This window comes from Bacillus cereus group sp. BceL220 (genome assembly GCF_051776965.1).
Classification (GTDB): Bacteria; Bacillota; Bacilli; order Bacillales; family Bacillaceae_G; genus Bacillus_A; species Bacillus_A cereus.
Window position 1 is genome coordinate 33,243 of the sequence record NZ_JBPWBC010000022.1, and the last position, 15,679, is coordinate 48,921.

The following is a 15,679-nucleotide window of genomic DNA, read 5'->3' on the forward strand; positions in this document are numbered from 1 at the left end:
AGATTCAAGTGCTTACAAGGAATACTTAGCTAACTGTTCACCCCAAGATGATAATTCCGTTTCAATAAATCCTGCTTTTTTATATACAAATTTAGCTGTAAGGTTTTCAGGAGCATATCCAATCATTATTATAGAAATGTTTGCATTATTATTTCTTCTTATCTCATCAATTACCAGATATATAGCTTGTTTACCTATACCTTTCCCTTGAAATTTTTCATCAATCATAAGTCTATAAATCCAATAATTATTATCATCAGGATCTATTCCAAACATAGTAAATCCTATCATTTTCTCATCAAAATAAATCCCTTTTGCATAGAAATTATCTAGAAATTGAACTTCTGCGATAGAATAAAGGTTGGATGCAATAAATGTTTGTTGTTCTTCTTTAACAGACAGTCTAATTGCTTCTTCCCAATTATTTTTGTCAATAGCCTTTAAATAAAGTTTCTTCAATCTGATACTCTCCTTCCAATATTGAGGAGGAACCACGTAGTTTATGGGCTAGTGAAACATTATCCTCTTGTTTTTTTGCCCAATCAGATAGAAATATTTTCTCATCGACAACACCCCTTTAAAGGTATACTTAAAAACACGTTATTATATTCAATATAATTATAATTTTTCCTCTATATTTTATTGAGGATTTGATTATTCATACTAAATCTCACTGTTAACTTAATAAGTGTTATTCAAGTGAACCACCCGCCACTTAGTAGCTCTTACGAGCTTACTTGATTAGTCGTTACTTTTGATAGCTAACAGTCATACAAATTATAAAGTAAGAATTGATGAATTTCCTGTTCGAGGAGATGGGAAAGGGGTATGGGATACGATTGACTTTGAAAATTGGTTAGGGGAAGTAGAAATAATGGAACATCTTTCACTCTTTTTTAAATCACCAGTTGGAACAGATGAGAATGCCCTACATTAACATTATTATACATTATTGGAATGTGTGAAGAATTTTGAAAGCGATGTGTAGTATTCTCGATAACTTTAGAGTTGAAAAAATATGAATGTAGTATTCGGGCTAGATATCAGTATTAATATCCGAAATAGAGAATTAATTAGAAAGATTTAGTTAGAAAGTGATTTCAATGCACTTTATTTAATATAAAATGACCCCCGCTAATAGTTGTAGGGGTCATTTTATATTCTAGTGTTTTAAAGTTCATACTAGAAACTTCTAAATTTATGCTATAAATGGTTTAGTATAAAACCATCTATGCTAATAAATAGGATTTTTTAAAAATTATTCAATTTTATTTCTGTTTTTTTACATTTATCTCTTTTGTCATACTCAATGTAAGCTATATGACCATCGGGGCGAATTAAAATGACATCTATATTTTTCAACTGAGAATCCTGTATTTCTCCTACAACCACCTTTGTGTGCGAATCAATGTTCATTTTATTTATTTCTTCTTTATAAGACGGATGTATTAATAAAATATATTTACCATCTTGCATCAATTCAAAGAGTTTATAAGTTTTCTTATTTTGAGAAGAAATAGTTAAATTTGTACATCTTTTCCCTGTCAATGAGTGCCGTTCTCTAGTATACATAGAAGTATATATAACTCCCAAGCCACTTACTCTTTCAGCTAAATCTTGATTCACCTCTGGGTATGTGAGTAAATACGAGAATAATTCTCTTAATTCTATACCTGCATTTGAAAAGTTTATCATTAATTGTTCTTGTGCTTGTACTTCCCTGAAAAATTGTCTTCCCACAGCATGTCGTTCAATATGATAACTTTCTAATAGGCTTTCATATTTTTTTTGTTTTATAGCGAGTCCCAATTTCCATCCTAAATTAAAAGCGTCTTGTAGGCCTACATTCAAACCTTGTCCTCCTGCAGGGAAATGAATATGCGCTGCATCACCTGCCAAGAATACACGCTTATGCTGATAAGTATTTGCTAGTTTGGTTGCATTTCCAAAACGAGAAAGCCATATTGAGCTTTTAATTTGAATATGTTCACCTGTAATACTATAAATACTATCTATAAGCTCTTTTTCTGTGACAGCAACATGAACAGGTAGTGTCTGATTCTTAGGATCTACAATTGCAAAGCGAAATACATTAGGTGCAATAGGTACCATTATTAGTATCCCATTTATATTAGATGTAGAAAAAAATGGGTTATTTGGTACATCTTCTAAAATAACATCGCCTAATATAGCGGTAGTTGTTGTATCTGTTCCATTAAAAGGTATATGTGATAACTCACGAACTACACTTCTTGCGCCATCACCGCCTACTACATATGGAACTTCTATTTTATATATTGTTTCTCCTTGTTCTATTTCTAGTTGTACGAATGTTTCATACTGTTTTAAATCTTTTAAAGTATGACCACGTTTAATGTCTACACCTAATTCTAACGCACGCTCTTCTAATAATTCTTCTGTAATAGATTGGGGAATAAAAAGTGTATATGGAAAATCGGTATCTAAATTTTTAAAGTTTAATCTTGTATTTAGGGCAGCAAAATGGCTTGTATCTAATTTCTTCCCTCTAGATAAAAAGCGATTTTCAATACCTCTCATAGCCATTAATTCTAAGGAGCGGGGGTGAAGTGTGAGTGCTCTAGAATTTCTTATCCGATTTAATCTTCTCTCTAAAACGACAACTTTTACACCTTGAATAGCTAATTCACATGCTGTCATAAGTCCAACCGGACCACCGCCAACTACCGCTACATCATAATAATTTTCCATGTCATGCCCTCCATTTTTTTTACGTAATTAAGAGCTAATACAAGAATTTGCACAATGGATTTGTAAACGATATCTATTGTGCAAATATAATTATACTCCATTTTAGTTTCCTTGGAAACCAAAAAGAGATATCTTGAGATATTCCCCATATCAAACATTGGATATGAAGGTTAATTGGACTCAATATGAGAAAGATAATAAGGTAATCTATTTCTAATTATCTAAAAGAAAGGGGACGTGATTAAGATGAATAATACATATAATGAAAAGACGCATACAGCGATTAAACAATTATTAAAAAAGTTTTCACCAAAAGCTCCTGGCTTTGCATATATTGCTAGTTTTGATAGCGGAGTAACGTATAAAGGTACAGTTGGCTTAGCTTCTATAGAGGAAAATCTGCCGACAACCACAAAGAGCGTTTTTAATATCGCCTCAGTTTCTAAACAATTTACAGCGTTTTCTATATTGCTCTTAGAACAAGAGGGAAGATTGGGTTTAGATGATTCAATTGTAAAGTTTGTCCCTTTTATAGGAACATATGCTGAACCTGTAACATTGAGACATCTAATTCATCATACTGGTGGGCTAGTTGATTATATGGCATTGGCTGAAGCAGCAAATATTAAATTTACTGATACATTAACTGTGGAACAATCACTAAAACACCTAAATGGTCATCAAATTGCAAGGTTCCCTGTTGGCACAAAATTTGAGTATAGCAATACAGGATATTTTTTATTGTCACTAGTGGTAGAGAAGGTAAGTGGCAAGTCCCTACGTCAGTTTGCAAAGGAACGTATTTTTGATCCTTTACACATGAAAGACACAACGATTGTGGATTGCTATCCAACTACTATTTCAATTGCTAGTGGATATTCGAGGAATGAGCAAGGAACATATAAAATCTATGAAAGCCCTTGGGAACATACAGGGGATGGGGCAGTTCATACAACAGTTGAAGACCTGGTAAAATGGGGAGAAAATTTAACTACAGGTACCGTTGGTGGAAAAAATCTTGTTAAAAGAATGAGCGAAATAGGTCCGAAAATTTCTTCAACTGGGGATACAATTATTGACAATGAAGATTATGCTTTTGGGTTAAGGCTTGTTGAAGGTTTTAACTGTCGATACTTGGAACATTCAGGAAGTTGGGCAGGTTATCGCTCACACTTCATGCGGTTTCCAAAAGAATATTTGTCTGTTGTGGTACTAAGTAACTATGATGAATTTGACTCTAAAAAATATGCTAATGAAATAGCAGGAATTGTTTTAGAAAAGTAAAAAATAGGGCGTAGAAGACAGTATCTAGATTAGGTTAACCTCACGTTGTTTTAGGTTTAATTGATTTTGAGAACGGAAGGCAAGCATAAGTTTATGCTTGCCTTTTTTCGTATTAAAAGGAACATAAATATTTATATTCATACATTTAAAAAATTTTAAGTTAAAATATAAAAATTATATATTAATATTATCAAACTTAATTTTATTAAAAATTGAAATGTTAATTAATATTCCTATTGCTATTAAATTGACCATTAAAGAACTTCCACCAAAACTTACAAATGGAAATGGAGTACCTGTAAGAGGAAATAGTCCTGTAATACCACCTAAATTTACAACAGATTGCATACCGATCATACATCCTATACCAATTGCTATAAAACTGCCGAATGGATCTACACATAATTGTGCAATTTTTAAGGAGCGAAGTACTATAGTCAAAACTCCAGCCAATATAATAAATACACCAATAAATCCTAGTTCTTCAGAAACTATCGCCATTATAAAATCAGTGTGCGGTTCTGGCAGATAACCTGTTTTTTGTATACTATTTCCAAACCCACGACCAGTGATTCCTCCAGAGCCAATGGCAATAAAAGAATTTACAAGCTGGTATCCATTTCCTTGCGCATCAACAAAGGGATTGAAAATCGTAGTAATACGTGTCTTTTGAACTTCTGATAAACTATATTGAATCAAATAATATAAAATAGGTAACCATAAAATAAAACCGATGGTAGTTCTTTTGATTAGTAGATTTATATTTATTCCTGAGCAAAGAAATATGCTAAAACCTATACCTAATATTAAAAGTGCAGATCCTAAATTTGGTTGTTTAAAGATAAGAAAAAAAATTGTAGCTAAAAAAAATAAAAGTTTTCCGATACCACTCCAGTTATTTTTAGCTTGTTCTAGTCGTAATGCAAAAAAACGGGCTGTTACAAGTATTGTTCCTAATTTAAGAAATTCAGCTGGCTGTATTCCAAAGATCCATGATTGAGCATTATTTACCACTTTTCCTTTCCATAAAACCATAATTAATAAAAAAATCCCCCCAACCATAATAGAGATTGAGATTATTCGTTTTTTCCATATTTCATATGGGAGTAAAGCACAAACTATTAACCCTATCGTTCCTAAAAGTAGCTTTGTTAATTGAGAATCAACAAAATGTCTACTGTTATAACCGTAATGTTGGACAGCGACAATGGAGCTTGCACTATACATCATGATAATACCTAAAGTACATGTTATGAATAGAGGAAGGAGCAATAGATAATCGAGTTTTAATATTTTTTTCATTTTAATATCCTCCTGATTTAAAACAAAACATAATATTACATTTGCTAATGAATAGAATCTTGTTCTCGTCAATTATTAAATATGACTTTTGTTTAGGAAGATTCTATTGCTTACTCCCTTTTTTTTTACGCAAAAATCCCCCTAGTATGTAACTAGAGGGATTCAAAATGGCATGACTAAATAAAGCTTTTCTCCCCCTAGTAGAGCTTTGGCACTATACAACGTAAAGTAATGAAAATTCATTACTTAGCTATCTTAAGAAGAGCCTTAATCCGACAATTCCTGTTCTACCCATTGGCGTCTTTCGACATTTTTGGGCAATAGCCTGTGTTTGCATAGGAGCCTCACCTAACAGGTTAAGCAATATAAATTTTATGTGTTTGTTTCGTGTAGCAAGCATAAATATATTTTTTTTGCTTGTCAAGTAACCATATTGCTAATTTTATCTGTTTTATTGCTTTATAGTCCTTTGAGAAATGATATGAGAAAATATATGTAATCATTCTGTATAAGTATATATTTTCAACTTGTAGTGTATAGTTTGATTAAGTAGTTTAACCATATAAATTTGATAAACAGTAAAGAAGATTTTAATCATAAAAGAAGATTTTTTTGTGAATGTTCTTTTGATATACAGAATGACTAATTATTCATCTTTTGTTATAAAGTTGGAATTTGATTAAAAACAATAAGTTTCATATGTTTTATTACGTTTCTTCGAATTAAATCTATTTGAATTCTATGTTTTTTAAGGGGAATTTTAAATTTATAATAAAATATAATTTCATTTTCTATAAAAGATTTTTTTATGAATGGAATTGAAAGTCAGTTGACAAATATTAAATTCTGGTTTAAATTTTGAAGTAATTCAATAAACTTTGTTAGGTGAGGCTCCTGTATAGAGAAACGCTGCTGCCCAAAAATGTCGAGAGACGCCAATGGGTCAACAGGAACGGTCGGATTAAGGCCCTTCTTAATGTAGCTGGTTATAAAAACCTATGCTATACAGTGCTAAAACTCAACGAGGGAGTGGTATACGATTTGATAGAAAGGCACCTCTGTGATTTCGGCAGAGCTGTCTTAATAATCATTTATTTGTATTGTGATAAAACCTTTACTCCTTTTTGAGTAAAGGTTTTTCTGTTTAATGTTATTTATTTTTATCTTGTCTATATTCAAAAAGGAGGTAATTCTAACTAATGAATTGATTGCAATGTAACTATTATTGCTCTAATAAAAAATTTAAGACAGATAAAATAAAACAAAACCACTCATGAAACTCTAGAGTCTCCCTTAGCAATATGAGGAGGAGTTAACATGAAGAAATTATTAAAGGAATTACTTATAACCAAAAATAACTTGCATGCAGAGAAAGTTTTACGTCTTCCGTCGTATGATATTGCGCAAGAAGTAAAAAGATTTTCAATTGAAGATCAAGTCATATTACTAAATACGATTCCTGTATTAAAAAGCTCTAAAGTTCTTCAATATATGAGTGCAGAAGAAAAATATAATATCTTAATTCACTTATCTGAAAATAAGGCTAAAAAGTTACTAAATTTACAACCGATTGATGAATTAGTAGATTTACTTCTAGCGGTTCATCCGGAAAAACAGGCTAAATTAATGGCGTATCTAGATAAAATTACAAAACATAACGTAAAAAAATTAATGACTTTCAAACCTGAAACGGCAGGAAGTCTTGTTACAAGTGATTTTGTTGCAGTTAGAGGAAATTGGTCAGTAAAAATGACATTGAAGTACATTAGGGAACATTCTGAAAATGTAGAATCAATATCTTATAGTTATGTTCTTGATAGTCATGGTTATCTTGAGGGAATCGTTTCCATACATGAGTTATTACTAGCAGCAGATGAAGAGATATTATCTACTATCATGATGCCAGAGGTAATTTCAGTACACGCTGAAGTTGACCAGCAAGAAGTTGTAAAAAAGCTACTGAATTATAATTTAGCAGCAATACCTGTCACAACAGCAAATAATAAAATGATTGGTATTATCACTTTTGATGACGTAATGAATGTTATGGAAGCAGAAGCTACAGAAGATATTCAAAAGTTAGGCGGAAGTGAGCCATTGAATCAATCTTACTTTGAAGCTAGCATTTGGAGCATTTTCTTAAAACGCCTACCATGGTTATTACTTCTTTTTGTTGCTGAGGCATATACAGGTACAGTATTAAAGTATTTTGAAGATGAAATTGAAACTGTAGTTGCCCTTGCTTTCTTTGTTCCGTTATTAGTAGGTACTGGTGGGAATACAGGAACACAGGTTGTAGCAACAATTACTCGTGCAATTGGTATCGGAGAGGTGAAATTTAAAGACATTTTCCGTGTAATAAAAAAAGAATTTGCAATAGGTATGCTTCTCGGACTTGCACTTGGGGTAGCTGGGCTCACTCGTGCTTATATATTAGGAGTTGGAACAGAAGTTGCACAAGTTGTAGCAATTACTTTATTATTTATTGTTATTTGGGCCTCCCTTGTAGCAGCTGTTTTACCTTTGATTCTAAGAAAATTAAAACTAGATCCTGCAGTTGTTTCAGGTCCATTTATTACAACATTTGTTGATGGAACAGGATTAGTAATTTATTTCATGGTTGCAAAAACGTTATTAAATTTGTAAATATACACTGAAGTAAAAGCGAAATGGGGAATAAGTATTTTACCTTGATTGCTAAAATCTAGTGGAGAATTCAGGAATGAGAAAATCAAACACTTATGTCTTGAGATAAATAATATTTTAATGTATTTATTGAATGTAATTAATGCTGGAGGATAAAACTATGAAACATCTAAGAAAAATCTTCAAACGAATTTTGCTACTGTTGTCTATTTTCATGCTTATTGGCATAGGAATATTATTTGGTACTAGCTATGGCCGAGAGCTTCGTATAACAATGGCTGGGAGTATACTAACTTCTCAGCATCCACAATATGCGAAATATACATTCTTATCCCAAAAGGAACTAGATAAACTGCAAGCTAGAATTAATCATCCGAAATGGTCAAACAGTGATGAGCATATCTATAAGAAAATAGCAGGAAAAAGATTAGAAGAATTAAAAAATCAGCCATTAGAAATTGATGTAGAAACGATTAAAAGTAATAAAGATAGTCGTTTTCTTTTTGAGGGAAAGTTAGTCACTATTAGTAATCCTTTCAATGTTAAACTTGTTAGCCATCAAGGAACACAGGGTGCTAACAGAGGAGAAAAAATTAGTGTAATGGCAAAACGAAATCATTCACTTGTTGCTGTAAATGCAAGTGGATTTGCTGATGAAACAGGAAGGGGTGGAGGAAATGTTGCAACTGGAATAGTAATAGAAAGTGGAAAAGCTATTGATACAAATATAGATAAAAATACTCCTACAATTATTACAGGTTTAACAAAGTTTGGACAAATGATAACAGGAAATTATTCTACTCAACAACTTTTGGATAAACAAGTCGTTTCAGCAGCAGGATTTATGCCACAGTTAATTGTAAATGGAGAAAAAATGATTACAGAAGGAGACGGTGGCTGGGGTTCTGCTCCGCGAAGTATTATGGCCCAAAAAGAAGATGGCACAATTATGTTTCTAGTCATTGACGGTAGGCAGACGCATAGTATAGGAGCTACGTTAAAAGAGTGTCAAGATATTCTATATGAAAAAGGAGCTATAAATGCAATGGCAATGGATGGAGGATCTTCGGCTACGTTATATTTAGGTGGAAAGGTTATAAATTCACCTTCTACTTTATCCCATGAAGATCGTTATTTACCGAATGCTTGGGTAGTAACAGCAAATCCAAAACAAAAAATAAGAATGACAATAGATGGGGAAAAACTACACATATAAATTAGTAGGTTATGATAAGGAAGATAAAGAGAAGGAATTAGAATTTTTCGCCCCCAAAAACCTTCGTAAAGATGCTTTCCTTCTCGCGTATTATTCTGAAGATAAGGAGTGAAATTTTGGGAAGAAGTAAAAAAGATGAATTACCTGCGAAAGTGAAAGAAAAGCTAAGTGTGAAATAAAAATAGACTGCCGATCATCCTAGTATAAAGGCTAACACTGGCTCTAAAACTGAAGGAACAGATGAGTTCAATAACCTAATCATAGTATATGAATTTGTTCACAGACTGATTCACGCTACAAATGAAGAGACGATTAAAACATATATGAAAATCCTTCAATTGAATGATAAACAATTGAAGAAAATAAACAAACTCCGTAAAGCTTGTAATCTAGGTACTTTAGTATAGAAGAATAAGATGGGACGCTGTATGCGATGAAAGTCGCACGTACAGTGTTAAGCGGGGGAAAAGATGGAGATAACTTCAAAGTCTTACTTATCGCAACTAATCGAAAAGAGAACCATTAGGGCGTATGGTTCTCTTGGACCAAGAACTATAGTGTTTATTTTTATAGTCTGTATAAGTATATGTACTTAAAAAATAAACAGTGAATCATCTGATATATATTAACAATTTTCTTTTAATTAATTACTTTTTGCTTTCTTGCAAGCAAAGTGAATTGACCCAGCAAATACTAATAAAATGGGAATCCATGCTCCAACTGACATTTTTGCACCTCCTTAAACTATGTGTTCTTATATACTACTACATTTGTATTTTGAAATGTAAGAAAACAAAAAAAGAGAGTTTTTAACAAAATCGTTATATAAAAACAAGAAGCCCTAGAGATAGGGCTTCTTGTTTTGGTATTCTCACATGGTTTTTCAAAAAGAATAGAACATATTGAAGATAACATGTGAATGTTTCATAAATGTATCAAAAAAGTGAACAAAATTGCTATTGCAGGAGAAGCAGAAATGAAGTTTCTAATACGTAAGTACGTAAAAGGTATTATTTCCATTGGATAAAATGCGTGTGGGGCTTCTAATCATTATTTTATTGGAAGAAAAGAATATGTTATGAACTTGGTTGAATGAAAAATGAAAATTTTACTTTTAGAGTGAAACTGAACAAAATTCTTATTGTATGAAAAAAATAAAAGAACCCATTTTTTATAAATGGATTCTTCCCTTAAGGTGTGCAAGAAATTCAAGGTAACTTGACCAGAGTAACCCGTAAAATTCCTTGGGATAATACTGTATGCAAAGGAACCAATAATGTTAATGAATTTCAAACAAGATCCTTATTTTAAAGTTAAAGAGCACCTAAAAAGTTGCTCTGGTCAACATTAAAATTGAAAAAGAATACCTCATGGTATTGTATGTATGTTTTTTATGGCTGTGCAATTTTTAAATAAAATCGTTATTTGAAAAAATTCCAGCTTAAATATTGCGTACATACATTTAAGCTGGAACAAACAAATAAAGTTATCGTTTATGTTTTTCCTCTTTATCAAGGAAAAATACGACGAATATTGCTAGGAATATAGGAAACCAAACTTCGTGTGGCATATTAAAATCTCCTTAAAATATATTATTCCTATATTTTACCATATATAAGAGGTTCAATGTATGGCAACGAAAAAGATGAGTTTCTAACAAAAACGCTTTTTTATAAAAAAAGAACCCGCTAACTGCAACGAGTTCTAAAAAAGAGTTTAACTCTGTGTGAGTGCTTCTTTTCTATAATTGTACAGGCCAGATATTGATCCCAAAAGAAGTGAGATGGAGATTATCATGATGAGATACTGTCTTGAATAGATAGTATTTGTAGGCATCCACAGAATAAAGAGGGCTAATAAGACAAGTAGTGAAGTACACATTGTATAAGAGATTTGGAGCTTGATTCTAAGCCTTTCTGTGTCGTTGGTACCTATTTTCTTAAATGTTATAGAGAATAAGATGACAGATGCTAGAGTAAGAAAGGTTGTTATACCTACAAATAAATTAAAATGAAGAATGTCACTAGATAACCATGATTCTAACCATTGAAAAATAACCATTTTATCATCCTTTCTTATATGTCTAAATGATAAGTGTTGTTAATCTATGTATATATTAACATATTGTGGGTTTTGAGAGGGAGTATAACAAAAACTTCACTTTGTAGAAAAGGATGTGCAGATTGAAATCGGAAGAAGTTAATCAGCTTATCACTGATTTAGAATGTAGAAAATCAAGGTTAAAACGGATCCAAAATGGTCTTTCAAGAATCCATAGCGAGGAATATAGAGAGGGTGTTAATAAACAAATAGGCATTTTAGACCATGTACTTATGAAATTGAATTGGATTGTGAGGGACGAAAGAAATTAGCATAAAAATTTCATTTTGTATAAAAGGGGAATGGATTGATATGTACGATAAAGAGAAAGTATACGATGAGGAAATTGCACCTTTATTGCAACGAATCCTAAAAATATGTAAACGAGAAGATCTTCCTATGGTCTCGCAGTTTTATTTATTTGAAGAGTCTCCATATAGCGACTCAGTTCAACCGTTATATTGTTCGTCAGTAATCATCCCAGGTGAACGTAATGAAAAAGAAGGAATTCAGCAATTAAAATCAATCTCTAAAATTATGAAATACGGAACCAATGGGCCGCCAGTGGTAATGACAGCAATGATTTGAAAATAAAAGAGCAGCTAGCAAAAGCTAACTGCTCTTATAAGGAAATCGGAGAAAGATAACCATGTGTCTACATTATTGACGAGATATTGAGTTTTAAACACAAAGAATGACGTTTAACTTAATGCATAGCCAACGATCAAAGTTAGTGTTAAAAACACTGATAATAAAAGTGTTAGTAGAACTGTCGCTATGCTTCTAAGCATAGCAACCCAATTATCTATTTTAGAAAAGCCTTTCATACCAGCAAAAAAAGTTCCTATTGTTAAAACTAGTAAAAAAAATAAAGGATGGACAGGTAGCGAATTCATAATAAACAATTTCGTTTCAGATGAGGCTATCGAACCCATTTCAAGATATAAGAGGAATAAACCAATGCAAATAAAAGAAAAAATAAAGGACCATAGATTGATGTTATGTTTCATTGCTTTCTCCTATATAATTAAAATATTTACATTTGATTTTACTGGAAAATTAAAGAAAAAGATAGCGATTATAAATCGAAATAAATTTTTTAACAAAATAATCCTTTTCTAATAAAAGGTTACTAAAATATGAGAAAATGATATAATAATCCAAATTAAACATTTAGTCCTACTGGAAGAACCAGCGGACATCGAACTATAAGAGCATTAGTGATATTGCTCTGTAGTTTGGTGTCCGCTATTTTGTTTTTATTAACAAAATATATAAGGGGTATTTTTATATATGGCGCAATTAACTTTTTTACCTAAAATTGATCGCAAAGCAGACTCGTTTAGAAGAGATTCTTGAAAATGTTCCTATTTATAGACAACTTGGGATGATTAGACATGAGATGAAGGTTACAGCATCTAGCGAGGTAAGATATCACGGTCCAACAAATATATTAGGGAAGCTGGATTGGTTTTTACAAATTTTATGTGGAGAAATGTTTTTGCAGCAAAAAGGATGGGGTAAAATTCGTCCAATAATTACTCTGCGAAATTCTTTTATCCACCCCAAACCAACCGATGCTGATAAATATCAAAAACAGGTGGATTCAATTAGTAAGGAAAGTTTACTTGAGTTTATGGAAGCATGTACAGACTGTTATAACTTTTTAAATGATATAAAGAGTAGTGAATTCGAAGAATATAATGAAAAGATAAATGGGCTAACCGCATTAGTTGATCAAGAATACAAAATGAATACAATGAAGTGGAGGGATTTGAATTTATCCTATGATTCTACTTGTAAAGCTACAGAACGAAAATATATATTAAACAGAGAAAAAGGACAAGAGATATAGATTAGTGAGAAGGGTTATAGAAAGATTCAAATAATATTGGCAGAGTTTTGGCCGCTTTTTGGCAGAAAATGTGCCCATTGTTTTGGAATCAACATGATATATTTGTACTGTGAGAAGTGGCGGAAAACACAACTCATAAACATTCCTTTATAATTTATATTTTGTCTAAACGGTTTCATAATGCCGGCACATAAAATCCGAAACCAGCAGATGGTAGCGACTGAATGATACCGCTATTAAGGAGTGCTTTCGCTCTTCTTCCAGTTACTTAATATTATTGAAGTGAATAAATATAAAAAACATTAAGTAGTTGGAAGAAGAATAAAAATTCATTTACCGCATTTATAAAAATAATATAAAATTTTGACGAAAGGAACACTGGTGGTTAGTCGCCTTTTGATATGTAGATAGAAGAGAGAGGTTAAAAATGATAGTGGAATTAGAATTTCTAGATATGTCAAAGACGAGAGTATATGAAAAAGAAAGAGTCTATGATAATTTTGGAGGTCCTATTCTTGATGTAGGGAAATTGTATACATTGAAGGCTATGCATATAAGATAGATAGTAGAGGGTTTATATCTCCATATATTACGTGTGTTAATCTAAAGCTATCATTTTGGTGTGAACAAATAAATAAGTAAAAATTATAAAAGCATTCCTTATGGAGTGCTTTTTATTACGTAAAAAACGTAAATCAAGGCATAAATTAATAACTAACTTTATTTAATTCATGGTTACCCCAAATAGGCTGTTTTCTTATAAAGAAGCCTTATTTTTCATTGATAAAGCACATTAATAATGATAATTAATATCATGAAAATTGTAAATATCAATAGGGGAGTGACTAAGTATGTATAATAATTATTGGAATCAAAATCCTGTTCCAGTTGTAGGGGCTAATAATAATTTGTATCAAAACCCTGTTTCAAGTGTGAACTCTGATTACCAGTATTACCAAAATGATATGTCGACTGTTGAACAGGATTACCATCTATATTCAAATCCTGGTACTAAATATAAAGATGAACGATCTACAAGAAGAGAAATTCAGTTATCACCTGGTTCAGCGTCACAAACCGACCTTGGAAATGGTTTTATATCATTTAGATGGGCAGGCTATGATATTAATACAGACGAATATCTTGTTGCTTTTTTAAATGCGCCTGGAATGAAAGTTATAAATGGAGGATGGGCACCAAAGGACTACGCTCCTTTGTATGCAATGGAGAGTTTTCCTAGAAGAATAGATCAATGGGTAATTACTACGTTTAATCCAACGCCAGGAACAGGGAGCCCAAGACCAATTGAATTTTATTTAATTGCTAAAGCCTAAGGATATTAATTTTTTGTAATAAAGTGCAGGATAATATGCATTGTTATAATTTGAAAAGGTTACATGTAATTAATATGTGCTGTTAGTCTGAAAGAGTAAAAACACCAAGAGTTGACATTGAAAGACATAGATCACAATTTAATAAAAAAGAATGAATATACGTCTAAAGTATATCTAAGCATCCATAATTGGATGCTTTTTATTTTGGAGAAAATTAAGAGAGGAATGAGGATAATTGGAAAGTGTATTAAACGGTAAGATTGCTGCACTCGGTCTTATACCTATTGATAAAAAAACATATATCAAATACATTAAACCTCATGAGAAAGCGTACAAGAAGTCTGGGATTGATGTTAATCAATTCAAATATTATAAGTTATATGAACAGAAGCCGATGTTTTATTCTGTAGAATATCTCACACAAACGCCAATAAAAGATTTATTGGAAAGAGATAGAGGGAATTGAATACTCTGGGTAAAGACAGATGAATGAATATAAAACTAAACAACAGAAGCGTAAGTTCTATGACAGTGGTGACTGGAAGAGTATACTTGAACAAGTAAAGAAACGTGACAACTATGAATATCAAGAATGTAAACGTAATGGTCAGGTTCGTTTTGATACGAATGAGTACAGTGAGAGTGCCCAGCGTAAGAAGATACAACTAGTTGTTCATCATATCAAAGAGCTTGCACTTGATATAGATAATCTCGAAACAATCTGTGTGGATCGCCATAATAAAGAACACGGTAGAATATTTAAAAAGAAAATCAACAAATGGGAATACGATGAAAAGTGGTAAAAATGATGAATTAAACCAAGTAATCGAAACATCTTGGCAAGAATTAAAGAAAGCCTGGTCAATGATAAAAACGGTGAAAGCTTCTAAGTACATTGAAGCTTCAGCTTCGCAAGCTAAAAAACTGAAAATAATTTTAGTCAGCTTTTTAATTACTATAATCTAGTATCTGTCTAAAAACATTAATTTTCTTAATATTCTTAATTTTCAATAAAAATGATATAGATTATACCAACTTCATGATAATGATTAAAGAGACTACTATAGAACCCAAACATTAATAGAAGAAAGACATATACAGGTATTATGAGTTTGAAAATTTCATAAACTCTAAAATCTTATAAAAAGAGGAGCATAAAACATGAGCGAACAATGTCCAATTAATGTACCATGTCAGGTAGCGGGACAAACC

The 15,679-nt window shown here is 31.7% G+C and carries 12 protein-coding genes, 3 pseudogenes and 2 riboswitches; of the genes and pseudogenes, 11 read left to right on the forward strand and 4 right to left on the reverse strand.

The genetic code is table 11. The annotated features are described in order from the left end of the window. Positions 1-12 precede the first annotated feature (12 nt). Positions 13-459, reverse strand: a complete 447-nt coding sequence (locus ACS2FK_RS28255) for a GNAT family N-acetyltransferase (protein WP_063550040.1) — start codon at positions 457-459, stop codon at positions 13-15. A gap of 307 nt (positions 460-766) precedes the next feature. Here ACS2FK_RS28255 and ACS2FK_RS28260 point away from each other — a divergent pair. Further along, positions 767-937 (forward strand): annotated as a pseudogene (locus ACS2FK_RS28260) (inositol-3-phosphate synthase); the annotation flags it as partial. A 314-nt stretch (positions 938-1,251) separates the two neighbouring features. Here ACS2FK_RS28260 and ACS2FK_RS28265 read toward each other — a convergent pair. Further along, a complete protein-coding gene (locus ACS2FK_RS28265) occupies positions 1,252-2,730 on the reverse strand; it encodes an FAD-dependent oxidoreductase (RefSeq protein ID WP_063550033.1) in 1,479 nt (492 codons plus the stop codon). 246 nt (positions 2,731-2,976) lie between these two features. Here ACS2FK_RS28265 and ACS2FK_RS28270 point away from each other — a divergent pair, with 246 nt between their 5' ends. Continuing rightward, a complete protein-coding gene (locus ACS2FK_RS28270) occupies positions 2,977-4,014 on the forward strand; it encodes a serine hydrolase domain-containing protein (protein WP_063550031.1) in 1,038 nt (345 codons plus the stop codon). A 174-nt stretch (positions 4,015-4,188) separates the two neighbouring features. Here ACS2FK_RS28270 and ACS2FK_RS28275 read toward each other — a convergent pair whose 3' ends face one another. After that, on the reverse strand, positions 4,189-5,316 hold the full coding sequence (locus ACS2FK_RS28275) for an FtsW/RodA/SpoVE family cell cycle protein (protein WP_063550029.1): 1,128 nt from the start codon (positions 5,314-5,316) through the stop codon (positions 4,189-4,191). Positions 5,317-5,502: 186 nt separating this feature from the next. Further along, a riboswitch (M-box (ykoK) riboswitch) is annotated at positions 5,503-5,679 on the reverse strand. Positions 5,680-6,186: 507 nt separating this feature from the next. Next, a riboswitch (M-box (ykoK) riboswitch) is annotated at positions 6,187-6,352 on the forward strand. A 281-nt stretch (positions 6,353-6,633) separates the two neighbouring features. Here ACS2FK_RS28275 and mgtE point away from each other — a divergent pair. The 4 genes and pseudogenes from mgtE to ACS2FK_RS28295 all read left to right on the forward strand — a co-directional run bounded on the left by mgtE (position 6,634) and on the right by ACS2FK_RS28295 (position 11,866). Then, positions 6,634-7,962, forward strand: coding sequence for a magnesium transporter (gene mgtE / locus ACS2FK_RS28280; protein ID WP_063550027.1), 1,329 nt, complete (start codon positions 6,634-6,636; stop codon positions 7,960-7,962). A gap of 160 nt (positions 7,963-8,122) precedes the next feature. Next, positions 8,123-9,178 carry a phosphodiester glycosidase family protein gene (locus ACS2FK_RS28285; RefSeq protein ID WP_063550025.1) on the forward strand — a complete coding sequence of 352 codons (1,056 nt, stop codon included), beginning with the start codon at positions 8,123-8,125 and terminating at the stop codon, positions 9,176-9,178. Then, a pseudogene (locus ACS2FK_RS28290) lies at positions 9,162-9,357 on the forward strand (YxeA family protein); the annotation flags it as partial. The gene ACS2FK_RS28285 and the pseudogene ACS2FK_RS28290, both read left to right, overlap by 17 nt. Positions 9,358-11,590: 2,233 nt before the next feature. Continuing rightward, complete coding sequence (locus tag ACS2FK_RS28295) at positions 11,591-11,866, forward strand: hypothetical protein (protein ID WP_063550021.1); 276 nt, start codon at positions 11,591-11,593, stop codon at positions 11,864-11,866. Positions 11,867-11,979: 113 nt separating this feature from the next. Here ACS2FK_RS28295 and ACS2FK_RS28300 read toward each other — a convergent pair whose 3' ends face one another. Further along, positions 11,980-12,288 carry a hypothetical protein gene (locus ACS2FK_RS28300; RefSeq protein ID WP_080470023.1) on the reverse strand — a complete coding sequence of 103 codons (309 nt, stop codon included), beginning with the start codon at positions 12,286-12,288 and terminating at the stop codon, positions 11,980-11,982. A gap of 392 nt (positions 12,289-12,680) precedes the next feature. Here ACS2FK_RS28300 and ACS2FK_RS28305 point away from each other — a divergent pair, with 392 nt between their 5' ends. The 5 genes and pseudogenes from ACS2FK_RS28305 to ACS2FK_RS28325 form a co-directional block, all read left to right on the forward strand. Beyond that, a complete protein-coding gene (locus tag ACS2FK_RS28305; protein ID WP_063550019.1) occupies positions 12,681-13,133 on the forward strand; it encodes a hypothetical protein in 453 nt (150 codons plus the stop codon). Between the two features lie 908 nt (positions 13,134-14,041). After that, positions 14,042-14,467, forward strand: coding sequence for a hypothetical protein (locus tag ACS2FK_RS28310; protein WP_141552633.1), 426 nt, complete (start codon positions 14,042-14,044; stop codon positions 14,465-14,467). 235 nt (positions 14,468-14,702) lie between these two features. Then, the gene (locus ACS2FK_RS28315; RefSeq protein WP_063550017.1) at positions 14,703-14,933 is read left to right on the forward strand and encodes a hypothetical protein; all 231 of its coding nucleotides are present in this window, start codon (positions 14,703-14,705) and stop codon (positions 14,931-14,933) included. 19 nt (positions 14,934-14,952) lie between these two features. After that, positions 14,953-15,270, forward strand: a complete 318-nt coding sequence (locus ACS2FK_RS28320; RefSeq protein ID WP_063550015.1) for a hypothetical protein — start codon at positions 14,953-14,955, stop codon at positions 15,268-15,270. Between the two features lie 4 nt (positions 15,271-15,274). Next, positions 15,275-15,415: pseudogene (locus ACS2FK_RS28325) on the forward strand (phage head closure protein); the annotation flags it as partial. Positions 15,416-15,679 lie beyond the last annotated feature (264 nt).

Coding starts and splice junctions, on each gene's coding strand:
- ACS2FK_RS28265 (WP_063550033.1), bottom strand. CDS start 2,730: ATGGAAAATTATTATGATGTAGCGGTAGTTGGCGGTGGTCCGGTTGGA.
- ACS2FK_RS28270 (WP_063550031.1), top strand. CDS start 2,977: ATGAATAATACATATAATGAAAAGACGCATACAGCGATTAAACAATTA.
- ACS2FK_RS28275 (WP_063550029.1), bottom strand. CDS start 5,316: ATGAAAAAAATATTAAAACTCGATTATCTATTGCTCCTTCCTCTATTC.
- mgtE (WP_063550027.1), top strand. CDS start 6,634: ATGAAGAAATTATTAAAGGAATTACTTATAACCAAAAATAACTTGCAT.
- ACS2FK_RS28285 (WP_063550025.1), top strand. CDS start 8,123: ATGAAACATCTAAGAAAAATCTTCAAACGAATTTTGCTACTGTTGTCT.
- ACS2FK_RS28295 (WP_063550021.1), top strand. CDS start 11,591: ATGTACGATAAAGAGAAAGTATACGATGAGGAAATTGCACCTTTATTG.
- ACS2FK_RS28300 (WP_080470023.1), bottom strand. CDS start 12,288: ATGAAACATAACATCAATCTATGGTCCTTTATTTTTTCTTTTATTTGC.
- ACS2FK_RS28305 (WP_063550019.1), top strand. CDS start 12,681: ATGAAGGTTACAGCATCTAGCGAGGTAAGATATCACGGTCCAACAAAT.
- ACS2FK_RS28320 (WP_063550015.1), top strand. CDS start 14,953: ATGAATGAATATAAAACTAAACAACAGAAGCGTAAGTTCTATGACAGT.